35 protein-coding genes are annotated in these 21,984 nt (G+C 42.8%); 3 read left to right on the top strand and 32 right to left on the bottom strand.

The annotated features are described in order from the left end of the window. Together CALSC_RS27570 and CALSC_RS18365 are read left to right on the top strand one after the other, a co-directional pair. Nucleotides 1-410: FAD-dependent oxidoreductase (locus CALSC_RS27570; protein WP_235006843.1), on the top strand; the 410-nt coding region annotated here is incomplete at its 5' end. Nucleotides 411-425: 15 nt separating this feature from the next. Further along, nucleotides 426-1,445: an acetoacetate decarboxylase family protein gene (locus tag CALSC_RS18365; RefSeq protein WP_088242741.1), complete on the top strand. Its 1,020-nt coding sequence runs from the start codon at nt 426-428 to the stop codon at nt 1,443-1,445. A 194-nt stretch (nt 1,446-1,639) separates the two neighbouring features. Here the strand turns inward: CALSC_RS18365 and prfA are convergent, their stop codons facing one another. The 31 genes from prfA to rplC form a co-directional block, all read right to left on the bottom strand. Further along, entirely contained in the window at nt 1,640-2,737 is a 1,098-nt protein-coding gene (gene prfA / locus CALSC_RS18360; RefSeq protein ID WP_088242740.1) for a peptide chain release factor 1, read from the bottom strand. 100 nt (nt 2,738-2,837) lie between these two features. Next, the gene (gene rpmE / locus CALSC_RS18355) at nt 2,838-3,077 is read right to left on the bottom strand and encodes a 50S ribosomal protein L31 (protein WP_088242739.1); all 240 of its coding nucleotides are present in this window, start codon (nt 3,075-3,077) and stop codon (nt 2,838-2,840) included. Nucleotides 3,078-3,222: 145 nt separating this feature from the next. After that, nucleotides 3,223-3,639, bottom strand: a complete 417-nt coding sequence (gene rpsI / locus CALSC_RS18350) for a 30S ribosomal protein S9 (RefSeq protein ID WP_088242738.1) — start codon at nt 3,637-3,639, stop codon at nt 3,223-3,225. Continuing rightward, complete coding sequence (gene rplM, locus CALSC_RS18345; RefSeq protein WP_088242737.1) at nt 3,639-4,094, bottom strand: 50S ribosomal protein L13; 456 nt, start codon at nt 4,092-4,094, stop codon at nt 3,639-3,641. Before rplM ends, rpsI begins: the two co-directional genes overlap by 1 nt. Before the next feature lie 38 nt (nt 4,095-4,132). Beyond that, nucleotides 4,133-4,990, bottom strand: a complete 858-nt coding sequence (gene truA / locus CALSC_RS18340; protein WP_088242736.1) for a tRNA pseudouridine(38-40) synthase TruA — start codon at nt 4,988-4,990, stop codon at nt 4,133-4,135. Nucleotides 4,991-5,042: 52 nt separating this feature from the next. Beyond that, on the bottom strand, nt 5,043-5,393 hold the full coding sequence (gene rplQ, locus CALSC_RS18335) for a 50S ribosomal protein L17 (protein WP_088242735.1): 351 nt from the start codon (nt 5,391-5,393) through the stop codon (nt 5,043-5,045). A 31-nt stretch (nt 5,394-5,424) separates the two neighbouring features. Further along, nucleotides 5,425-6,372 carry a DNA-directed RNA polymerase subunit alpha gene (locus tag CALSC_RS18330; protein WP_088242734.1) on the bottom strand — a complete coding sequence of 316 codons (948 nt, stop codon included), beginning with the start codon at nt 6,370-6,372 and terminating at the stop codon, nt 5,425-5,427. A gap of 420 nt (nt 6,373-6,792) precedes the next feature. Continuing rightward, the gene (rpsK, locus tag CALSC_RS18325) at nt 6,793-7,188 is read right to left on the bottom strand and encodes a 30S ribosomal protein S11 (protein ID WP_088242733.1); all 396 of its coding nucleotides are present in this window, start codon (nt 7,186-7,188) and stop codon (nt 6,793-6,795) included. A gap of 63 nt (nt 7,189-7,251) precedes the next feature. Then, nucleotides 7,252-7,629 (bottom strand): 30S ribosomal protein S13, encoded by a 378-nt coding sequence (gene rpsM / locus CALSC_RS18320; protein ID WP_088242732.1) that lies wholly within the window; start codon nt 7,627-7,629, stop codon nt 7,252-7,254. A 102-nt stretch (nt 7,630-7,731) separates the two neighbouring features. Continuing rightward, complete coding sequence (rpmJ, locus tag CALSC_RS18315) at nt 7,732-7,845, bottom strand: 50S ribosomal protein L36 (RefSeq protein ID WP_088242731.1); 114 nt, start codon at nt 7,843-7,845, stop codon at nt 7,732-7,734. Nucleotides 7,846-7,962: 117 nt separating this feature from the next. Beyond that, nucleotides 7,963-8,187 carry a translation initiation factor IF-1 gene (gene infA / locus CALSC_RS18310; RefSeq protein ID WP_006100613.1) on the bottom strand — a complete coding sequence of 75 codons (225 nt, stop codon included), beginning with the start codon at nt 8,185-8,187 and terminating at the stop codon, nt 7,963-7,965. 190 nt (nt 8,188-8,377) lie between these two features. Continuing rightward, nucleotides 8,378-8,932: an adenylate kinase gene (locus tag CALSC_RS18305; RefSeq protein WP_088242742.1), complete on the bottom strand. Its 555-nt coding sequence runs from the start codon at nt 8,930-8,932 to the stop codon at nt 8,378-8,380. Between the two features lie 218 nt (nt 8,933-9,150). Continuing rightward, entirely contained in the window at nt 9,151-10,467 is a 1,317-nt protein-coding gene (gene secY, locus CALSC_RS18300) for a preprotein translocase subunit SecY (protein WP_088242730.1), read from the bottom strand. Nucleotides 10,468-10,539: 72 nt separating this feature from the next. Then, a complete protein-coding gene (gene rplO / locus CALSC_RS18295) occupies nt 10,540-10,986 on the bottom strand; it encodes a 50S ribosomal protein L15 (RefSeq protein ID WP_088242729.1) in 447 nt (148 codons plus the stop codon). 122 nt (nt 10,987-11,108) lie between these two features. Continuing rightward, nucleotides 11,109-11,636 carry a 30S ribosomal protein S5 gene (gene rpsE / locus CALSC_RS18290; RefSeq protein WP_088242728.1) on the bottom strand — a complete coding sequence of 176 codons (528 nt, stop codon included), beginning with the start codon at nt 11,634-11,636 and terminating at the stop codon, nt 11,109-11,111. Nucleotides 11,637-11,693: 57 nt separating this feature from the next. Then, the gene (rplR, locus tag CALSC_RS18285) at nt 11,694-12,056 is read right to left on the bottom strand and encodes a 50S ribosomal protein L18 (RefSeq protein WP_088242727.1); all 363 of its coding nucleotides are present in this window, start codon (nt 12,054-12,056) and stop codon (nt 11,694-11,696) included. Further along, the gene (gene rplF / locus CALSC_RS18280) at nt 12,056-12,604 is read right to left on the bottom strand and encodes a 50S ribosomal protein L6 (protein WP_088242726.1); all 549 of its coding nucleotides are present in this window, start codon (nt 12,602-12,604) and stop codon (nt 12,056-12,058) included. Before rplF ends, rplR begins: the two co-directional genes overlap by 1 nt. 70 nt (nt 12,605-12,674) lie before the next feature. Beyond that, nucleotides 12,675-13,076 (bottom strand): 30S ribosomal protein S8, encoded by a 402-nt coding sequence (rpsH, locus tag CALSC_RS18275; protein ID WP_088242725.1) that lies wholly within the window; start codon nt 13,074-13,076, stop codon nt 12,675-12,677. A 20-nt stretch (nt 13,077-13,096) separates the two neighbouring features. Then, nucleotides 13,097-13,642, bottom strand: coding sequence for a 50S ribosomal protein L5 (rplE, locus tag CALSC_RS18270; RefSeq protein ID WP_088242724.1), 546 nt, complete (start codon nt 13,640-13,642; stop codon nt 13,097-13,099). Nucleotides 13,643-13,775: 133 nt separating this feature from the next. Then, complete coding sequence (gene rplX / locus CALSC_RS18265) at nt 13,776-14,126, bottom strand: 50S ribosomal protein L24 (protein ID WP_088242723.1); 351 nt, start codon at nt 14,124-14,126, stop codon at nt 13,776-13,778. Further along, nucleotides 14,126-14,494: a 50S ribosomal protein L14 gene (rplN, locus tag CALSC_RS18260; RefSeq protein ID WP_088242722.1), complete on the bottom strand. Its 369-nt coding sequence runs from the start codon at nt 14,492-14,494 to the stop codon at nt 14,126-14,128. The genes rplX and rplN overlap by 1 nt, the downstream gene beginning before the upstream one ends. Before the next feature lie 58 nt (nt 14,495-14,552). Next, entirely contained in the window at nt 14,553-14,792 is a 240-nt protein-coding gene (gene rpsQ / locus CALSC_RS18255; protein WP_088242721.1) for a 30S ribosomal protein S17, read from the bottom strand. Nucleotides 14,793-14,798: 6 nt separating this feature from the next. Next, nucleotides 14,799-15,029, bottom strand: a complete 231-nt coding sequence (gene rpmC / locus CALSC_RS18250; protein WP_088242720.1) for a 50S ribosomal protein L29 — start codon at nt 15,027-15,029, stop codon at nt 14,799-14,801. Between the two features lie 3 nt (nt 15,030-15,032). Beyond that, a complete protein-coding gene (rplP, locus tag CALSC_RS18245; RefSeq protein ID WP_088242719.1) occupies nt 15,033-15,464 on the bottom strand; it encodes a 50S ribosomal protein L16 in 432 nt (143 codons plus the stop codon). A gap of 61 nt (nt 15,465-15,525) precedes the next feature. After that, the gene (rpsC, locus tag CALSC_RS18240; protein ID WP_088242718.1) at nt 15,526-16,281 is read right to left on the bottom strand and encodes a 30S ribosomal protein S3; all 756 of its coding nucleotides are present in this window, start codon (nt 16,279-16,281) and stop codon (nt 15,526-15,528) included. A 35-nt stretch (nt 16,282-16,316) separates the two neighbouring features. Next, nucleotides 16,317-16,673 (bottom strand): 50S ribosomal protein L22, encoded by a 357-nt coding sequence (gene rplV / locus CALSC_RS18235; protein WP_088242717.1) that lies wholly within the window; start codon nt 16,671-16,673, stop codon nt 16,317-16,319. A gap of 47 nt (nt 16,674-16,720) precedes the next feature. After that, nucleotides 16,721-16,996 carry a 30S ribosomal protein S19 gene (gene rpsS, locus CALSC_RS18230; protein ID WP_088242716.1) on the bottom strand — a complete coding sequence of 92 codons (276 nt, stop codon included), beginning with the start codon at nt 16,994-16,996 and terminating at the stop codon, nt 16,721-16,723. Between the two features lie 108 nt (nt 16,997-17,104). Next, on the bottom strand, nt 17,105-17,968 hold the full coding sequence (gene rplB, locus CALSC_RS18225; protein ID WP_088242715.1) for a 50S ribosomal protein L2: 864 nt from the start codon (nt 17,966-17,968) through the stop codon (nt 17,105-17,107). A 150-nt stretch (nt 17,969-18,118) separates the two neighbouring features. After that, nucleotides 18,119-18,433 carry a 50S ribosomal protein L23 gene (locus tag CALSC_RS18220; protein WP_088242714.1) on the bottom strand — a complete coding sequence of 105 codons (315 nt, stop codon included), beginning with the start codon at nt 18,431-18,433 and terminating at the stop codon, nt 18,119-18,121. Continuing rightward, nucleotides 18,426-19,058 (bottom strand): 50S ribosomal protein L4, encoded by a 633-nt coding sequence (gene rplD / locus CALSC_RS18215; RefSeq protein ID WP_088242713.1) that lies wholly within the window; start codon nt 19,056-19,058, stop codon nt 18,426-18,428. Before rplD ends, CALSC_RS18220 begins: the two co-directional genes overlap by 8 nt. A 72-nt stretch (nt 19,059-19,130) precedes the next feature. Then, nucleotides 19,131-19,772: a 50S ribosomal protein L3 gene (gene rplC / locus CALSC_RS18210; RefSeq protein WP_088242712.1), complete on the bottom strand. Its 642-nt coding sequence runs from the start codon at nt 19,770-19,772 to the stop codon at nt 19,131-19,133. Between the two features lie 881 nt (nt 19,773-20,653). On the opposite strand from rplC, the gene ndhN reads away from it, so the two are divergent. Then, nucleotides 20,654-21,133 carry an NAD(P)H-quinone oxidoreductase subunit N gene (ndhN, locus tag CALSC_RS18205; RefSeq protein ID WP_088242711.1) on the top strand — a complete coding sequence of 160 codons (480 nt, stop codon included), beginning with the start codon at nt 20,654-20,656 and terminating at the stop codon, nt 21,131-21,133. Nucleotides 21,134-21,241: 108 nt separating this feature from the next. Here the strand turns inward: ndhN and CALSC_RS18200 are convergent, their stop codons facing one another. Beyond that, nucleotides 21,242-21,889 carry a chromophore lyase CpcT/CpeT gene (locus CALSC_RS18200; protein ID WP_159460646.1) on the bottom strand — a complete coding sequence of 216 codons (648 nt, stop codon included), beginning with the start codon at nt 21,887-21,889 and terminating at the stop codon, nt 21,242-21,244. Nucleotides 21,890-21,984: the final 95 nt, after the last annotated feature.

Raw genomic sequence — 21,984 nt, 5'->3', positions numbered from 1 at the left:
AATACTTTCCAACTCAACAGTTCCTTCAAGTAAAGTGTGATGCTCTCAAATGGTCTAAACAAGCTATTTCAACTATGTGGCCTAAAGTAGTTGGTTCTCAAAATTCAGGAGAAATAGACTGGAAAAAATTAGTAGCTCCTGAAGAAACTAGTGATGTAGAAAATTTTGATTTTCAATACTGGCGAGCTAACATTGAGCCAAGCGACCGATACGTATTATCAATCAAAGGTAGCACTAAATACCGTCTCAAAGCTGATGAATCTGGATTTGATAATTTATATTTAGCGGGTGACTGGACTCTTAACGGTCTTAATATAGGTTGTTTAGAAGCAGCAGTAATGTCAGGAATGCAGGTAGCTAGAGGTATTTCTGGTTTTCCAAAGAAAATAGTTGGTGAGTTTGATATTTAATTTTATCTTAAAAAGATGATAGAAGAAATCATACAAATGCTATTTAAGCAACAATCAAAGATTAAGAACTATCCAAAATATATTGAGCGAGGCGGAGAATATACTTTCCCAGGTCCTTATCTGCATAAAGATGCGAGACTTCATAGTTTTATGCTACAAGCAAATTATGAAAAGCTACAGTTATTGTGTGATAAATACTTCAATATTCCAACAGAAGGCAAGATGAACTATCAACCAATTTTGCCATATGTTTTTTTAGTCTTTGCTAATGTTGAACAAGTATCTTCAACTCATGAGCAATATTCTCAAAGAGGTTGGCTTAAAGAAGCAGATGTTGCCTTCTGGATTTTAACTGCTTCAGTAAAAAAAGTGGCTTCAGTTCCTGTCTTAAATGGTTTGGCATGGTTTATGCCCTACATTTTCGTTGATAAGCCTTTTGCAATGGTAACTGGTCGTGAAGCATATGGCTTTCATAAAGGATTAGGAGAATTTATAATTCCAGACCTCCACTCTAAAGCCAACCTTTTTACAATAGACACAACTGTATTTGAGTCTTTTTCTCCAATTACGGAATCATCAAAGCAACGTTTACTAGAAGTTCGTCAAATGGACTCAATAGTTAATGTTCCACATCTCAAACGTTGGAATAATGTAACCGAAGCAGCTAGTCAAATTGGTAGATTACTTGCACAACAACAAGAAAGCTGGATTGGAAAAATACTAGAGCCTGCAACAAATTTTTTGAATTTACTTGATTTTACAGCAACCCCCCTTGTATTCCTTAAACAGTTTAGAGATATTTCCCATCCAGATCGAGCTTGTTATCAGGCTATTACTGAAGCCAACATAACTTTCCCTAAGTTTCGAGAAGGTGGCATCTTAAAAGGTAAATACGAGTTGCTACTCAATAATTTTGATAGTCATCCCATTGCTCATGAGCTTGGATTAAAGGTTGGAAAACAAGATATCTTGGAAGCTTTTTGGTTTGATTTTGACTTCATTGTAGAAAATGGTACAGAGGTTTGGAGTTTTTAACCTGAGTTCGGGTTAAGCAGATTGAGTTAAAAGCCAATCAAGATGAAGATTTGACTTTTTATGCCCCTACCCATCTGTCCCATTATTTTTTCAAAATGGTATTTTTATCTGTTAAAAAACCGATTGTCTATATCCCATAATACAAAAAGACAAACGGTTTTCACTTACAGCCACAAAATTAATTTTCAGTATTATTAATTACTGGTAGAAGCAGCCAGCTCCGCTAATCTTTCCTGTTGGTCTTGAGAAATACAAGACTGAATCAAATCCTCTATATTCCCTTCCAATGCTGGGGTGAGAGAAAAGTTCTGATTCAAACGGTGGTCGGTAACGCGGTTATCTTTATAATTATAGGTACGTATTTTTTCCGAACGCGCTCCCGTTCCTACTTGCGATCGCCGCATGGAAGTTACGGCTTCTTTTTGCTCCCGTATCTTCATTTCATACAACTTAGCACGTAAAATTTGTAATGCCCGTTCTTTGTTCTGTAACTGGCTACGCTCCTCTGTACAGAAAATACGGATACCAGTAGGTTTGTGGAATAAGTCGGCGGCTGTTTCCACCTTGTTGACGTTTTGTCCACCAGCACCACCAGAACGAGCCGTAGACATTTCAATATCCTTGGGGTCAATTTGAATTTCCACATCATCAACTTCTGGCATGATCGCCACTGTGGCTGTGGAAGTATGTACCCTTCCCCCTGCTTCTGTGACTGGTACCCTTTGTACCCGATGTACTCCCGCTTCAAACTTCAACTGACTGTAAACACTATCCCCTTGAATTTCTAGAATCGCTTCTTTAAAGCCACCCATTTCCGCCAAGGACTCGCTGACTAACTTGACTCGCCAACCTTGAGTATCAGAATATTTAGAGTACATCCGCAGTAAATCACCAGCCCATATACTGGCTTCATCACCACCAGTACCGGCACGAATTTCCAACATGATGTTTTTATCATCATTAGGGTCGCGGGGCAACAGCAGAATTTTCAAACGTACTTCTAGTTCAGCAATTTTTGCTTCTAATTCTTGAACTTCCAAAGCCGCCATTTCTTGCAGTTCCGCATCCCCTTGAGATTCTTTTAAAACCTCTTGAGCGCCAACTAATTCTGATGTAGCCGTCTTCCAAGTTTCGTAGGTATCTACCACCTCTTCTAACCCGGAACGAGACTTGGCAATTTTTTGATACTCATCTGGATTTTTGGCAGTATCAGGATCAGCAAGACGACGGGTTAATTCCTGAAAAGTTTGTTCGACAGATTTAAGTTTCTCCAGTAAATATGTTTCAGCCATGACGAGTGCTTTTACTCCTTAAAAAATAACAACTTGGCTCACCCAAAAATGACAATCGACCCAGCACACGCAGGGTCGTCGTGAAAGCAGAGCCAAACCGCTACTTTTTCTTGCCTTCGCCAGCAGATTGATCTTTTTTCATACCATACTTACGGAGGAAGCGGTCTACGCGACCTTCAGTGTCAATAATCTTCTGGGTTCCAGTGTAAAAGGGGTGGTTTCCAGACCAAACATCTACGTGCAATTCTGGCTTAGTGGAGCCGACAGTCAGCACCACTTGCCCGTTACAGTAGACTTTAGCCTCTGGATACCACTCGGGATGAATATCAGGTTTAGCCATTGTTCCTTTCGTGGTTTCTCTATAACAATTATAACTTTTTGCTTTTATGGAATTGTCAGTTGGAGATTTGAAATTTGACAAAATCCGTCTTGAAAAGTTTGCTCAACGGGGGGAACCCCCGCACCGCAACTTTTCGCAAAATCGATTAACGTTTGGAGTACTGGGGCGCTTTCCGAGCTTTGTGTAAACCGTATTTCTTACGTTCTTTGGCTCGAGGGTCGCGGGTTAGGTAGCCTTCTGTTTTTAACGGAGGACGATTGTCTGGGTCTAGCTGACACAGAGCACGAGCCACACCCAAGCGAATGGAATCAGATTGTCCGGTTAAGCCACCACCTTCGGCCTTCACCAAGATGTCGTACTCATTTTCTAAACCCAAGGTTTCCAAGGGTGCTTTGATTACTCCCAAGTAACCAGCATTATATTGGAAATAATTTTCCCCGTCTTTACCATTAACTACTAGTTTGCCACTACCAGGTACTAAACGGACTCTGGCGACTGAGGATTTACGACGACCCGTACCCCAGTAAACGGCGCGACCACTATCTGTATCTGTTGCTTGCATTAATTTTCTGCTCCTGGAATTGTGTTAATTTTCAGCTCTTCAGGTTTTTGAGCTGCATGTGGATGGGTGGAACCCGCGTATACTTTGAGTTTGGTAAATAGTTGTTTCCCTAAGCTGTTTTTAGGTAACATGCCTTTGACAGCTTTTTCGATAATCCGTTCGGGAATACGTCCTTGTAAATGCTCAAAGGTTTCTGTCTTCATTCCACCAGGACGACCGGAGTGGCGACGGTAAAGTTTTTGACTGCTTTTTTTCCCAGTGACAGCAACTTTTTCGGCGTTGATCACAATGACAAAATCACCGGTATCCATATTAGGAGTGAAGTAGGGTTTATTCTTACCCCGCAACACCGTAGCAATTTCACTAGCTAGACGACCGAGACGTTGGTCTGCGGCATCTATGACGTACCAATTTCGTTCTAGGGTACTACCTGATGGTAGGTATGTTTTGTTCATGGGAGTTTTGATGTATGGATATTTGTTTAAAAACAATTTTAGGCAGTAATTTCACCTACCCCACTTTCTGTGTTTAACTTGTCAAAGAAATACTGGGGTTGGGTATCGTACCAGACTTGGGGGGAAAAGGGAAAGTCTGAATAGCCTACTCTTAATAAACATAAACCTTGGGCTGGGGCAGCATATTTGACTTTTTCCCGCAGTTGATTTTGCCAAATTTGGGTAAATCTCTCGACGGAAATTTTGCCAGTACCTACCTGGACTAACATTCCCACTAATAGCCGCACCATGCCATATAAAAAGCCATCTGCCTGAATTTCAATATTAATCAATGCCTCTTGGCGATCGCATTTTACTGCTTGTACTTCCACCCAGGAATGTTGGCGACTGGAGTTGGCACGATGGAAAGCTGCTAGATGGTGATGCCCAATTAAGGGTTTGATCGCTTTTTGGATCAGGGACTCATCCACAGGTACATAATAATGCCAACTAAATGGTCTTAAAAACAAATTGGGTTTGGCTGCGGTATACAAGGTATAACGGTAGCGCCGATACTTCGCACTAAAGCGAGCGTGCCAATTACTATCTACTTTGGCAGATGCGCGAATAAAAATATCCTCTGGTAAATAACCATTGAGGATGGGTGCCCATTTGTGAGCCGGGATGGTAACTGTGGCATCAAAATGCGCCACCTGGGCAGCAGCGTGGACTCCAGCATCAGTCCTACCGGCACAGTGGATGGTGACTGGATAACCTACTACTGTGGTGATGGCAGTTTCTATCTCTTGTTGGACGGTACGATGTTGTGGCTGCCTTTGCCAACCATGAAAATGAGTGCCCAGGTATTGTATTACCAGGGCTATTCTCTGGGTGTGTGTGGGCAAGGCTGTTAACATAGAGACTTTGTCCTGTGCCATTTGCCATCACTAATGACCAATGGCAGATGACCTAAACTAATTCGATAATTGCCATTTCCGCATTGTCTCCACGACGGGGTACAGTACGGTAAATCCGGGTATAACCCCCTTGGCGATCGCCGTAACGACTGCCAGCTTGTTCAAATAGGGCATGAACTAATTGTTTATCAAACAAGTAGCCCAGGGCTTGACGACGGGCAGTTAAGGAGCCATCCTTGGCTAAGGTAACCATGCGGTCTACCTCACCACGCACTACTTTGGCTCGAGCCATAGTGGTGGTAATCCGACCATTCCGAATCAATTCCGTAGATAGCGATCGCAATAAGGCACGACGCTGGTCGGCGGGTTTACTAAGTTTTTTTACACGGCAACGGTGACGCATAATACATTAATTAATGATAAAATGTTTACATCTAGTTGTTTTTAGCAGACCTTTCTTGGGGCAGAGTAATACCTAAGCGTCGCTGCAATGCTTCCACAACTTCTTCGGCTGACTTCTGACCAAAGTTCTTAATTTCTAAGAGGTCTTCTTGAGTGAAATCTAACAAGTCTGCTACGGAGTTAACCTGGGCTCGCTTCAAACAGTTATAAGCTCGCACTGACAGCTGTAACTCTTCAATGGGTATTTGAGCCGTTGGATCTTGATCCACATCTACGACTGTATCCGCCTGCTCGATAGAAATATCTTTCAACGGATTAAATAAATCCACTAAAATAGTAGCAGCAGATGATAGTGCTTCTTGGGGACTGAGGCTACCATTTGTCCATACTTCTAATAGCAGTCTGTCTTTGGGTATACCCCCTTCTGTCCGGGCTTCTTCCACACTATAATTGACTTTACGCACTGGCATAAACACTGAGTCAATCTGGAGAAAATCCAGGGATGTGGCTTCCTCCCTACCCCTTTCAACGGTACGATAACCAGTGCCTTTCTCGATGCGAAACTCCATCTCCAAGTTCGCTCCCTCTGCTAGGGTGGCGATATATTGGGTTGGATCTATTACCTCTACTTCACTAGGCAAATCAAAATGTGCAGAGGTAACTGTTGCTGGACCCCTAACTAATAATCGCCCAATTTGGGGTTGGGCAGAATAGCTTTTGAGGATCACTTCCTTCATTTTCATGAGGATTTCTAGCACATCTTCCCGCACTCCAGGCACGGTGGCAAATTCATGGGTAACCCCAGCAATCCTAACTGCTGTCACTGATGTTCCTTCTAGGTTTGATAACAGCACCCTTCTCAAGGCATTACCGATGGTTGTTCCCTGACCACGGTCTAGGGGTTCGAGAATAAATTTACTATAATGGCTCCGAATTTCATCACTACTAGTATCTACACATTCAATTTGAAACTGCGCCACGGAGTAGCCTCCCTTATTTTCAGATATTCCTCGCAGGCAAACAAAGTGCCTCCCGAATTTAATTAATCTTCGCTACGGTGTTGGACAAACTTCTATTTTGTGAACATCTCCGTAGAGTTTGCGCATCAACCCACTTGCGAGTGTTACTAATTTTGGGTTTGTCAAGTCTCTATATCTAGATACATAAAGCTATGACTTTTACTCTGATGGGAAGCTGGTGCTATACCCTCACCTTTTCTGTGTTTAATATTATCTTTAGTGATATTTGATTCACCGATTGAGTTGTCACTCTCAAATCTAGCCCCATACCATCCTGGGGTTTTAATTCAATCATCCAGGTCAGTGGCCAAAATTTTGGCTATTCGCTGATTTATTTTGGCTGATGACTACTGAATACATCACTTAAATTAGACTTAATACCTAAACACGACGGCGCTTGGGTGGACGGCAACCGTTGTGGGGAATCGGGGTAATATCCCGAATTAGGGTAATTTCTAGTCCAGCTCCTTGTAATGCCCTAATGGCAGTTTCTCTACCTGCACCTGGACCACTGACCATGACTTCAATTTGTCGCATTCCTTGATCTATAGCCCTACGAGCTGCACTCTCAGCCGCAGTTTGGGCTGCAAAAGGTGTACCTTTCTTTGCTCCTTTGAATCCACTGGAACCAGCACTTGCCCAAGAGATGGTATCTCCGTTTTGATCGGTGATGGTGACAATGCTATTGTTAAAAGTAGACTGGATATAGGCAACCCCATTGGGAACATTACGTTTCTGTTTTTTGCTAGTGCCTTTTTTCGTCGGTTGTCGCGCCATATTTTTGTGTTTGTAGTTAAAAATAAAATTACAATTTGCCAGCAATGCCAGCACAGCCAAAAATTATTTACCTGGAGCCTTTTTCTTACCCGCTACAGTCTGCCTGCGTCCACGTCGAGTCCGGGCGTTGGTGCGAGTTCTTTGCCCTCTCACTGGTAAACCCATACGATGACGACGACCTCTGTAGGTGCCAATATCAACTAGGCGCTTAATATTCATGGCTTCCCAGCGTCTCAAGTCACCTTCAACTTGATAATTCTCGATTTCGGCTCTCAGAGCTGCCACATCTCCATCACTGAGATCTTTAACACGGGTGTCTGGATTGACATTTGTATCTGCGAGAATTTTTTGGGAACTCGTCAGTCCAATTCCATAAATATAAGTTAGACCAATTTCAACTCGCTTATCCCGTGGTAAGTCTATTCCGGAAATACGTGCCATCTTGGATTTTCTCCCTCTCGTTATCCCTTAGTTACGAACTGTTAACTTAGTAATTGGAGCAATTTATGTGACTAAACTTACACCAATTTAGCAGGTACCCTGCTATCCTTGACGTTGTTTGTGTTTGGGGTTGGAACAAATCACCATCACGCGACCGCGACGTTTGATCACTGTACATTTTTCACAAATTTTCTTTACAGAGGCTCGGACTTTCATTGCCTTTTTATTTGACTCCAAATATTAAATTATAACATTTTTTCTGAAGATAGTCAGTTAAATTAGTTTAAGAACAAGGTTGCTGACTATTTTGCGGTATATTCTTTTACATAGTTTTTACTTTTTACGCAGGCGGTAAGTGATTCTACCTTTGCTCAAGTCATAAGGGGTAAGTTCCACTTTGACGCGATCGCCAGGTAGAATTTTGATGTAATTACGGCGGATTTTACCTGATATATGAGCCAGCACATTAAAGCCGTTGTCTAGATCGACGCGAAACATCGCATTCGGTAAAGACTCCGTCACTGTGCCCTCCATTTCAATTAAATCTTGCTTAGCCAATTTGTTTTTTCCTCAACTCAAATATCTTTTGTTCCTGTGCAGTCACCTCTCAGTCTGAAAGAGAACATATTTATTGTTTTTTTGCAACAGTTTATTAATATATCTTAAACCAAATTTGATATGTATTTTGGAGTGGAGGCTGGAGTGGAATTAGAAGGGACGGTTTTAACTTCCTGGTGATTTATATCGTTCAAGAATTAACAACAGCTTTTAATTCATTTGTGACTTCTTCTTGGGACTGATTGCCATTAACCACAACTAAAATCTGTTGCTGTCGATAGTAATCAATTAAAGGAGCCGTGTCGGAACGATAAACTTCTAGACGGCGACGAATTACCTCTTCCGTATCATCATTTCTTCCTCGCTCTAATAAACGAGCTACGACCACATCATCTGGGACATCAAGGTTGACTACTTGATGTTGTGATTGATTTAACTCTTGCAGTAGTACGGACAAAAAAGTTGCTTGTGTGACGGTACGAGGAAATCCATCTAAAATCCATCCAGATTGGGTGTCCCTTTGATTCAGCCGTTCTTTGACCATATCCTGAACCAAGCCATCAGGAACAAGTTCTCCCTTGTCCATATAGCCTTGAGCCTGGACTCCGAGGGGAGTTTTTTCCCGTAGAGCTTGGCGTAAAATGTCCCCTGTGGAAATATGAGGAATATTCCAGTGTTCAGCTAAGGTTTGAGCTTGAGTTCCTTTACCTGCTCCTGGAGGTCCCAAGAAAATAAATCGCATCATAACAATTTTGGATGTTGGATTTGAGATTTTGGATTGATTGTACAGATAAAGTAGAATCATCTGTACAATCAAGAAATTAGCGGTGACCAATCACTTCCGGGGTGGATGTGGGGTGGTAGGGTGTAGGGTAAAAATTAGCCCCTCAATCTGGGTGCAAGCCCCTTGTTTTAAGTCTGTGGTTCCCTATACCCTAAGCCTTATCCCCTACAACCCGTTCATTACTGTTTCACCATCCCTTCATAACGCTGGGAAATAACGTAGGTTTGCACTTGCTTTGCAGTATCAATTGCTACGCCCACTAAAATTAGTAGGGAAGTCGCTCCCAATCCTCGAAAGGTTCGTACATTTAATGCACTTTCTAATGCTGTGGGAATAATTGCAATCAATCCCAAAAAGATTGCGCCGAGAAAAGTCAGTCGATTCAACACCCGCTCTATATATTCACTTGTAGCTTTACCTGGACGAATACCAGGAATACTAGAACCCATTTTTTTCAGGTTCTGTGCCACATCAACTGGGTTGACAATCAAAGAAGAATAAAAATAGCTAAAGAAAACAATTGAAACTAAGTAAACTAGGGCATAAAACCAAGATTGAGAGCCACTAGGATTTAGATAATTGTTAACAAAACTGGAATAATTGGGATTATTAACGAATCTTTCGATTAACAAAGGTAAGCTTAAAATGGCAGCAGCGAAAATAATTGGCATTACCCCGCCTTGGTTGAGACGCAAGGGTAAATAACTGCGCTGTTCTGCTAAAACTCTGCGACCGACTTGTCGGCGAGCAGAAATAATCGGGATGCGGCGAATGCCTTCTTGAACAAAAACAATACCGACAATGGTCACCAGGAACAGTAGTAACAGTACAACTACCCGACCAACTGTTTCCCTACCTCCAGCTTGGACAAAATCCAAAGTATCACCTAAAGCTTTCGGTAAGGTGGCGACAATATTGACAAAAATCAATAATGATGCTCCATTCCCTACACCGCTCTCAGTAATCACCTCAGAAGCCCACATAACAAACATGGAACCAGCAACTAGAGCGATCGCAGTTTCTGCCACAAAAACCGGACCATAATTCAAAGCAAAACCTTTCAGCCAAATGGAGGCAATAAAAGTACTTTGAATCATTGCCCACACCAATGATACATAGCGGGTAATTTGGGAAATTTTCCGTCTTCCCGCCTCACCTTCATTTTTCTGTAAATTTTCTAAAGCTGGAATTGCCGCAGTCAGCAGTTGAATAATAATTGAAGCATTAATGTAAGGCAAAATCCCCAGGGCAAATACCCCTAAAGCAGAAAGTCCGCCACCAGAGAAAATGTCCAAAAAGTTTAATACTTGGTTGTTACCCTGTAAGGCAGCTGCAAAACTATCACGGTCTATACCGGGGATAGGTACATGGTTGCCAAAACGAATCAAAATTAAAATTCCGATGGTAACAAGCAGCCGATCCCTAAGTCCTGCTGCTTGTGCCATCTGCATAAAAGTTTCTTGAGCAGATGGTGGTTTTTCTCGACTGATACTCATAGTAAGTCTACCTTGATAGTGAAGTCAGGCGCTGGCAAGGTGCAACGGGCGCTAAAGTAAAGAGTCATAACTTTACTTTAATACTTCACAACTCCCACCAGCTGCCTCAATTTTGCTCCGAGCTGTACCTGTAAAAGCTGCTGCTTGCACCTTCAGGGGTACAGTTAATTCTCCATTTCCCAAAATTTTCAATGGGCCCTTGACAGCAGTTAATATCCCTGCTTCTTGTAATGAAGCCAGATTAACTTCTGTATTTGCACCCAAAGAAGAGAGCTTTTCTACATTGATCGTAGTGTAAATTTGCCGATTCACCATCGGAAAACCCTTTAATTTGGGTACACGGCGATACAATGGCTGTTGACCACCTTCAAAACCAGGTCTAGTTCCACCACCAGAACGGGAGTTTTGACCCCTCATGCCTAAACCGGCACTAGCACCTTGACCAGCAGCGATACCACGTCCCACACGGCGGCGACGTTTCTTTGAGCCTGGTTGTGGCTTGGCATCTTCAAGTCTCATAAGCTATAAATCTTTTAGATTTGGCGATTTTTTCTATTTTTTCAGTATGTAAGCATAGGACAAACTATAAAATGTTCACTGGTTTTTGCAGCCTAATATATGGTTTGTCTACTGTGATTAACTTAAATACTGTAGAGATTTTCTCGGGGAACACCGCGCTCTTCTGCTACACCTGCAAATGTACGCAAGGTAGATAGGGCATTAACTGCGGCTCTGGCATTATTCAAGGGGTTGTTAGACCCAAGCTGTTTGGCCAAGATATTACGTATCCCTGCGAGTTCCAATACTGTCCTCACCGCACCACCGGCAATTACACCAGTACCAGGAGCAGCAGGACGCATGATGACTTTGGCACCACCACCAACACCGTTTACTGGGTGAGGGATAGAATTAGATTTAGTGATGGGGATATCAACTAGGTGCTTTTTGCCATCAGCTACACCTTTTTTTACAGCACCGATCACATCTGAGGCTTTACCAACTCCAACTCCCACTTGACCGCGTTCGTTACCAACGACCACAATCGCTCGGAAACTGAGTTTTTTACCACCTTTTACCACCTTACTGACCCGGCGGATTTGAATTACCCGTTCTTGCCAGTTGGTTTCTTCTTTTTTCGTACGGTTAGTTTTACGACGACCAGTTGTCATATTGTATACCTCGTTTTAATTGTCATTTTTTGTGAATTAATGACTAAATGACAAATTTTAAAAATCCAACCCAGCTTCCCGTGCTGCGTCAGCCAGTGCTTGAATCCTACCGTGATAGAGGTTCCCACCGCGATCGAAGACGACTTGACTAATGCCTTTGTCTTTGCTTCGGGTTGCAATCAGTTTACCAACTTCCTTGGAAGCATCACAGTTACCTCCAGAAGCTAATTTCGCTTTCAACTCTGGTTCAACGGTGGAGGCTGCGACTAAGGTTTGATGAGCTGCGTCATCAATTACTTGAGCATAGATATGTTGGTGAGAACGAAATACTGCTAAACGGGGACGTTCTGGAGAACCAAATACTTTACCACGGATACGTCGGTGACGACGTTGTTTGGATTGTTTACGAGTAAGTTTCATTACTTCTTACCACCTTTACCAGTCTTACCAGCTTTACGTCTGACAACTTCATCAGCGTAGCGAATACCCTTGCCTTTATAGGGCTCCGGGGGTCGAACATCACGAATTTTCGCTGCGGTGTTGCCAACTATTTCTTTGTCATAGCCACTGACAATCACATTAGTATTATTTTCCACGGCAAACTGAATTCCTTCTGGAGGAGCAATTTGCACTTGGTGGCTATAACCAATGTTGAGGATTAAATTTCGACCTTGTACCTGTGCCCGATAACCAACTCCTTGGATTTCCAAGCGGCGTTGAAATCCTTGAGAGACTCCTTCAACCATATTGGCAACTAATGTCCGACATAAGCCGTGCAATTGTCGAGATTGCCGGGAATCATCGCGACGGTTAACCAATAATGTTTCTCCTTCTTGAGAAACGGTGACATTTGTCGGTAATTGACGAGAAAGTTCGCCCTTAGGACCTTTAACCGCTATATTGACACCGTCAATGGTGATTTGTACCTTTGCTGGAACCGTAATCGGTTGTTTTCCGATTCGAGACATAACTCTCCTTTGTGATTCAGTTATGAGCTATTAGCTATTAGTTTTGCTCCTAATGACTAATAACTGCCGACTACCAAACATAACAAAGCACTTCTCCGCCTACATTTTGGCGACGTGCTTCTCGGTCGGTCATAATGCCACTAGATGTGGAAATAATGGCAATACCAATGCCGCCTAATACCCTTGGTAGTTCTTTTCTATTGGCATAAACACGTAATCCTGGCTTACTTACCCGCTTCAGGGCTGTAATTAAAGGTTGGCGATTTTTACCCTTGTATTTGAGGGAAATCACCAAATTCCGTTTTACTCCTTCACCAGCTTCTTCAAAATCATTAATAAAACCTTCTTCCCGCAATACTGTGGCAATATTACGGGTCATTTTTGTCGCAGGCACTTTTGTTGTTTGATGCCGTGCTAAGTTGGCATTGCGGATGCGCGTTAGCATATCTGCAATTGTGTCGTTTGCCGCCATCTTTCCCTCTTTAGATGAACTTATTTATCCCGAAAAGGCATTCCCATTTCTTTTAGTAAAGCGCGACCTTCTTCATCGGTTTTCGCTGTGGTAATGATGGATATATCCATCCCGCGAATTTGGTCAATGCTATCGTACTCAACTTCTGGAAAAATCAGTTGCTCCCTTACCCCTAAGGTGTAATTTCCGCGACCATCAAAGCTCTTAGGGCTAATGCCGCGAAAGTCACGAATTCTGGGCAAGGACAAGTTGATTAAACGATCCAGAAAATTGTACATTTTGCCGCTTCTCAGGGTAACCATTACCCCTACAGGCATCCCTTCCCGGATTTTAAATCCAGCGATCGCTTTTTTTGCCCTTGTAACTACAGGTTTTTGACCAGTGATTACAGCAATTTCACTGAGAGATGCTTCCAGTGCTTTTGCATTTTGAGAAGCTTCCCCTAAACCTCTATTTACAGTTACTTTCACCAATTTCGGTACTTGATGAATATTGGTGTACTCAAACTGTTTCATCAGTTTGGGGACTATGGTCTCGTGATATATGTTTTTGAGTCGAATTGTCATAGTTGCTTTTCTGTGATTATCCCTGGGCTTGGTCAGGGTAATAAAATTATGAGTTATGAGTTGGCAGTTATTAGTTGATAGTTGTTATTTGACGGTATCAACTCCATCACTCCCTGACTGACTCTGCTCCTCACTATTTATCGAGAATCTCCCCAGTTTTTTTCAGCATACGCACCTTTTTGCCCTCCTGGGTAAAGGTGTAACATACGCGACTGGTAACGTTCTGCTTGGTGGAATAGAGCATAACTTTGGAGCTATGAATTGGAGCTTCTTGGGTGAGGATGCTGCCAGATTCACCTTCTGCCTGAGGTTTCATGTGTTTGGTTTTAATATTTACACCTTTAACAAGAACTTGACTCATTTGTGGCAGAGCTTGTATTACTTCACCCACTTTACCCTTGTCCTTACCAGAAATTACCTGGACGGTATCTCCAGTTTTGACATGCATTTTGTAAAATTTGGGTTGTTGCTTCTTATTTGCCATTACAGCACCTCCGGAGCCAAAGAAACGATTTTGGTAAAGCTTTTGTCACGTAATTCCCGTGCCACTGGACCAAAAACCCGCGTTCCTCTGGGGTTACCATCTTTGTTGATGATAACTGCGGCATTATCGTCAAAGCGGATTGTCATGCCACTGTCACGACGAATACTGTGACGTGTACGGACAATTACTGCCTCCACCACATCAGATTTTTTCACAGCCATATTGGGCTGGGCATCTTTAACTACGGCGATCACTCGATCGCCCACATGACCATAACGACGGTTGCCCGCTCCGAGTACACGGATGCACATCAATTTGCGGGCACCGCTATTATCTGCGACATTGAGGTAAGACTGGGGTTGAATCACAACTATTCTCCCTTATGGTGCTGTTAAAAATTTAACAACTACTAATTTTATATATTGGTTACTTTGTGAGGACTTCTGTGACTTGCCAGCGCTTGGTTTTGCTCAGGGGTCTAGTTTCCTGAATGCGGACACGATCGCCAATTTTACAGGTATTTTCTTCGTCATGGGCTTTGTAGCGGCGAGTTTTGACTACAATTTTGCCGTACCTGACATGGGGAGCGCGGTTTTCCACAGCAACTATTACAGTTTTTTGCATTTTGTCGCTCACTACCAAGCCGACTCTTTCTTTGATTGCCATAATCTCCTACTCTTCTTGGTTAGCAGATGGACTTGCTGCTGCTTTTTTACGTTCCGCTTCTACTGTTAATAATTGAGCCAAGCGGTGGCGATAATGTTTAAATTGGTGAGGCTTTTCTAGTTGTCTGGTTGCTTTTTGCAGACGCAGTTGGAACAACTGTTTCTTGACAGAAATGATTTCCTGGGTCAGTTGTTCGTCATTTAATTCTCTAGCTTCTGAAATTTTGGGAAGAGGCATGACCTACTCCTGCTCCTGAGGCTGTTGCTCAGAACGCGTAATGAACTTAGTTTTAATTGGTAATTTATGGGAGGCTAGGCGCATTGCTTCTCTGGCAACTTCTTCGGCAACGCCAGCGATTTCAAACATAATTCGCCCTGGTTTGACGACAGCTACCCAAAATTCTGGGGAACCTTTACCAGAACCCATCCGGGTTTCTGCCGGACGCATGGTAACTGGTTTGTCGGGGAAAACGCGAATCCAGATTTTACCACCCCGGCGAATATAACGAGTCATGGCTCGTCGAGAGGCTTCAATTTGACGGGAGGTAATCCAGGAAGGTTCTTGTGCTTGGAGAGCAAACTCACCAAAGTTGATGAGATTACCACCTTTGGAAAGACCTCTCATTCGTCCCCGTTGTTGTTTACGGAATTTAGTTCTTCTAGGACTTAACATGGTTTGTCAACCAAATTTTGGATATGGGATTTTAGATTTGATATTTTGAAGTTTGGATTGACTATCCTTCATTTGAACGGTCTTCAAACTGCTGACGACGACGTTGCTGCTGTTGGCGGCGACGTGGTTCGCGGTTTGTAGTTGGTGTGGGGGCTGTTTCTTCTTCTCCAGGGATAATTTCTCCCTTAAATATCCAAACTTTGATACCGAGAATACCGTAAGTGGTTTTTGCGGTGCAGTAGGAGTAGTCAATATTGGCTCTGAGGGTATGTAAAGGAACTTTTCCTTCTAGGGTGCATTCTGTCCGGGCAATTTCTGCACCGTTTAAGCGTCCACTAACTTGAATTTTGATTCCTTCGACTCCCGCTCTTTGAGAACGCTGTATAGCTTGGCGTACTACTCGACGGAAGGAAACACGACGTTCTAACTGTTGGGCAATATATTCCCCAATCAAATAGGCATCTGCATCGACCCTTTGGACTTCAACTACGTTAATGCGAATTTGCCGATGACCGCCTAGAGCTGTTTGCAGTCCATTACGTAATTTTTCTATCCCTTGACCACCTCTACCTACGACTACACCAGGTCTTGCAGTCCGTACTTCTATGTCTATCTGGTCAGCTTTACGCTCAATTTTTACTTCCGAAATTCCGGCATTGTTTTGAGCGTATCTACCGAGCTCTTTATCTATATATCCTCGTAATTTATGGTCTTCCTGGAGAAGTTCTGGGTAGCGGTTAGGCTCTGCAAACCAACGAGATTGGTGCTCTTTGGTAATCCCCAGACGAAAACCAATTGGATTAATTTTCTGTCCCATGAATGCTTCCTCGCAATTTTTTGTTCAAAGGGAATTTATTCTGTAGCAGCTTCAGCTACAGATATGGTGATGTGACACGTTGGTTTGCGAATCTGATAAGCTCTACCTTGTGCTCTTGGTTGAAACCGTTTTAATACTGGACCTTGATCAGCGTAGGCTTGAGTAATCATTAACTGAGCCCGATCTAGTCCTTCATTATGCTCTGCATTGGCTGCGGCACTTCTTAAAAGTTTCAGCACTGGGCCACAAGCTCGATAGGGCATAAATTCTAAAATAATCAGTGCTTCCCGGTAGGAACGACCACGAATTTGGTCGAGTACGCGCCGCACTTTTAATGGGGACATACGCACATAGCGGACGATCGCTTTAACTTGTTTGCTATCAGTTGCCATAATTTTCTCCATGTTTGCCATTAGTTCTTGGTTTTAGAACTTAATGACTACCTACCTGCTCTTTTATCTCTGGCATGTCCCCGATAAGTACGTGTAGGAGCAAATTCCCCTAACTTATGACCCACCATATGGTCGGATATAAACACTGGAACATGCTGGCGACCGTTATGAACTGCGATCGTATGACCTACCATGTCTGGCAAAATTGTTGATGCCCGAGACCAAGTTTTAATGACTTGCTTTTCATTGTTTTCGTTCAGCTTTTCAATTTTGCTGAGTAAATGATCGGCAACAAAAGGACCTTTTTTTAGAGAACGACCCATAACTTCTACTGTGAATTTTGGAGTTAGAAATTAATACTTAGGAGTTAGGAATTGAGAGTTATGCTGTATTTCATCCATAACTCACCACCCATAACTCATTATCACTAGTTAAGAATTACGACCACCACGTCCGCGCTTAGAAGACTTACGGCGACGACGTACAATCAATTTACTACTAGCTTTCTTGGGTTTACGTGTCTTCTTACCCAATGTCGGTTTACCCCAAGGTGTTACTGGACCAGATCTACCAATGGGTGCCCGACCTTCACCACCACCGTGGGGGTGATCAACTGGGTTCATCACGCTACCTCTAACCTTGGGACGGCGACCTTTCCAGCGATTCCGCCCTGCTTTACCAGCACTGAGGTTACGAGCTTCAATGTTACCAACCTGTCCAATGGTGGCATAGGACTCACGGCGAATCATCCGCACTTCCCCGGAAGGTAATTTGAGGGTGACATAAGCCCCTTCTTTTGCCACTACTTGGGCTGTAGCACCAGCAGCTCTGACTATTTGAGCCCCTTTTCCAGGTATAAGTTCAACGTTGTGGACACCAGTACCTAGGGGAATTTTGGATAGGGGTAAGGCATTACCAATTTCAATGGGAGAGTCGGGTCCAGCAATAATTGTGGTGCCGACTTTCAATCCATTGGGATGGATAATGTAACGTTTTTCTCCGTCCTGGTAATATAGCAAAGCAATACGAGCGTTCCGGTTGGGATCGTATTCAATTGCTGCTACCTTGGCGGGAATGTTGTGCTTATCTCTTTTAAAATCAATAATGCGGTATAACCGCTTGTGTCCGCCACCCCGGCGACGACTGGTAATGCGCCCTCGGTTATTACGACCTTTAGAGCGGTGTACGGATCTAGTCAGAGATTTCTCTGGCTCTGTTTTGGTGATGTCCGCAAAGTCAGAGATTGTGACTTGGCGAGTACTGGGGGTGTAAGGACGATAAGAACGAGTGCCCATAATGAAAGTTTTTAATTGAGAGTTTTAAATTTTCACTTAGAAACCAGAGGAGAAGGAGTGAGAGAGGGAAAGGAGTGAAAGAGGGAAGCAATTAAAACTCTTAACTCCTAACTCTTAACTCCTAAATCCCAATTCCGAACTGTCAACTAATTACACTTCTGGGAATAGGACTTGTCTAATCTTCTCTTCATCCCCAGGGGCGACGGTGACAATAGCTCGCTTGTATTGGGGCTTGTAGCCAATAAATCTACCTACACGCCGCTTCTTGCGGGGAGGTTGCATGGTATTTACTTGGACGATTTTGACATCAAATAAATCTTCTATAGCCGCTTTAATTTCCGGCTTGGTTGCTTTTGGAGCTACTTCAAAGGTGTATTTATTTAGCTCCATCAACATGGTCGCCTTTTCGGTAACAATCGGGCGACGGATTAAGTCGGGAAGTTGGCGGGGGTCAAAGTTAGTCACTGTAGACCTCCTGAATTTTTTCTAAAGCTGATACTGTGACCACAACTTTGTCAGCGTGCAGTAAATCGTAAACGTTTAATTGATCCGCAATCAGTAATTTGACGTTTTTGGCATTACGAGCTGACAGATAAACGTTTTCACTGCGTTCCGATAAAATTAATAGGGTTTTACTGTCTGCTGCTGCACCCCAACTGGCGATCGCACCCACCAAGTCTTTGGTTTTGGGACGGGAAAACTGTTGGCTAAATTCTTCTACTACAATCAAATCATCAAGGCGACTGGCAAAAGCGGTTCGCAGTGCCAACCGTCTTTCCTTCCGGTTCATTTTCAGGTTGTAATCCCTGGGCTTGGGTCCAAAAATTACCCCACCGCCACGCCATAATGGGGAACGAATCGAACCAGCACGGGCGCGACCTGTACCTTTTTGTCTCCAAGGCTTACGACCACCGCCCCTCACTTCTGAGCGAGTTTTGGTACTGGCTGTTCCTTGGCGGGAATTGGTCATTTGTCTGACTAATGCCCTATGTACAATATGAGACGCTGTCTCTTCTTTGGCTACCCGCAATTCAAAGGTCTTTTGACCTACGGAGTCCCCTTCCCAGTTTTTTACTTCACACTCAAACATCTTTAGTGTCCTTCGTCAGTTGTCAGATGTCATTTGTCAGTTTGTCTAAGCTTGCTCTGCGACCCCTGACTACTATTTTTTACTTCCCACTATGTTGGCAGGCAATATATTCAGTAAGGCTCCCGCTTTACCAGGAATAGCTCCTTTTATCAACAAGAGATTCCTGTCTGGATCAACTTGTACTACAGTCAATTTCCGAATGGTCACCCGTTTACCACCTAAACGTCCTGCCATTTTCTTACCGGGATAAACGCGACCAGGTGTAGTACCAGCACCAATGGAACCAGGAGCTCTGTGATTTTTAGAACCATGGGACATTGGGCCTCTACCAAAGTTGTGGCGCTTTTGGTTGCCCGCAAAGCCCCTACCAATAGTTTTACCGACGACATCTACTAGTTGACCGGCACTAAAAATGTCCGCTTTGATTTCTTGACCTAATGTATATTCCCCAACTTCATCCAGCCGATATTCACGTAAATGACGCAATACCGGAGCTGATGATTTCGCAAGATGACCGAGCAAAGGTTTATTTAATGCTTTGGGCTTAACTTCGCCATAACCTAATTGAATGGCGGAGTAACCGTCGGTCTGTTGTGTTTTAACTTGTGTAACTGTGCATGGTCCAGCCTGGATAACGGTCACAGGAATAGCTACTCCTGCTTCGTCAAAGACTTGAGTCATGCCTAGTTTCGTGCCGAGAATCCCTACAGACACAGTTACTGGCTCTCCTTTTTACTTGTTATTGAAGAAATCGGACTCTAGTTAAGTTTGGGGTTAATGCCATTAGGGTGACAAAAATTTGACACCTCAGAAGTCGGGAACGGCTAGGATTGGCGGCTCCAACTTCTCTGGCTTCACACCAAGCAAACTTACTATTTTAGTAAGTCCACTGACTGACACTGATTACAGTACCAGAACAGCCAAAGTTATCTTCCCTCAGGGAAGAAAGCACTGTTGCTTATGATGCAAATCTAGATTACATCTTTCTTCCAACAGCAACGCTTGCCTTACATTGCTCTGGCATTTTCTGGTTAGAGTTAGGACTTAAGTGGCTTGCCACTCAGTATCCTTGTCACTAAGTCTTAGGTAACGCTATGAACCAACATTACTGCTTAGTTTTAACTCAACTATCCTAAACTTTTATTTTAGGCTATGCCTAAGTGTTTAGGTTGCAAGAGTAATTGACCTTTTTTCAACCTCAGGACTAAACTGCCTGGAGGAAGTTTTAGTTTACCAGTCTTTTGTATATTATTGCCAGCTTTCCCAAACTCTAGTTGGGATGCTGACTTTATAGCCTTATACAGCTAAATAAATATAGTTCAGGATTGCAACTAATTTAATTTTTGGTCACAGCCTTACATTTTAGATCTTGTGCTCGTATTTGTCTAGTGATAGTCCGAAAAATTTTAATTTATTCCAGGGTCGAATACTAGAAAGAGGAGGAAGAAAAGAAATCCCATAGATGAATCCTGTTATGGTTAATTGGTCAACAATATTTTTAATTTTGATGATTTGAGCAAATCTCACAGAATTTAGGCCAAATTATCAATTGCAGGTAAATAATAGAAATATCTAAGTGGGATAGGAAAAAATCTATGGCACTAATTACCACTGGTAACAGTTTCATTCGCGATCTAGATAAATTTGGCGCTCTGGGTGTTTATACTCCCCTAGAAGGAGGTTTTGAAGGTCGGTATCGTCGCCGACTGCGTGCAGTCGGCTATAAAACCCTCAATATTACTGCAAAAGGATTGGGAGATGTAGCTGCCTATCTTACAGATGTGCATGGGGTCAGGCCACCTCATCTGGGCAAAAAAAGTACTAGTAATGGTGCAGCCGTTGGTTATGTATATTATGTAACTCCAATGATTAGTGCTTATCTAGAGCAATTACCACCAAAATCCAAGGGGTTAGTGTTGTGGATTATTGAAGGATATGTGCTTGATGACCAAGAGATTGACTATTTAGTTAATTTACCTAAGTCACTGCCACAAATCAAAGTTGTCGTCGAAAGAGGAGGCGATCGCGCTTTCCGTTGGCAGTCCTTAGCAAAAACTATGGCGATCGCTAGTTAAATATCTCCTTGATTTTGGAGCTAAAATTAAATCAGGAGCGTCTGATATAGGCGCTCCTTAATTATGATAATTTACTTAATAATGCTTTTTTTAGTGTAAATCCCTACATCAGTCTTCTTGGCTCATAAATGGAATACGCCTAAACTTGATTTCAGTACCAAATGTTTTATTTCCCTGACCATCAAAAATCTGGTCTAAGGAATCTGTACCCCGTGCCCTAATTGTCACTTCTGATACAACTTTTCCGCCGGAAGTCCTAGTAGGACAGCCTTCAGGTTCATTACTGCCACTATAGAGCCCTGGTTGCCAATTTACCTCAACTTCGCAAGTTTGAGTTGCAACGTTGGCAATATTGACTACCCTTGCGGATTTGGGGCGAGTACACATTCCTAAAACAGTTTCTTCGTTAATAAAGCGACGAATACTCACTTTTACTCCTGTTTCACTTTTACTAAATGAGTAAAAGCGGACACGAAAGGGAACTCCATTTGTTTCTTGTTGTAGGTATACATTGAGACTTTGTCCTGTCTCATCTTGTTTTGCTAGTTTAACCGTACAGTTAGACATCTTAATTAGGGAAACATCCGGTTCGTCAGCTACTTGTTGGGTATTATCAAATTCACCAACAAACCATCGTGTAACTTGTTTCACTTGTATGGGTAGAGGTGGAGTATTACTGTTAGCACGGCTTACTTGGGTTAGTGCAAATGTGGAACCAAGTAAAAAAGGTAGAGTACACACCTGGAATTTTTTCACGGTCTTGATCACAATTTATAGTCAAGTCTTACCTAAGTATTTTTTGAGAATTTGGTATTAATTAATTCTGAACTAGTAATACATCTTTTGTTACT

The sequence above is a fragment of the Calothrix rhizosoleniae SC01 genome (assembly GCF_900185595.1).
GTDB lineage: Bacteria > Cyanobacteriota > Cyanobacteriia > Cyanobacteriales > Nostocaceae > Calothrix_A > Calothrix_A rhizosoleniae.
This window is presented reverse-complemented; position numbering and strand designations above follow the sequence as displayed.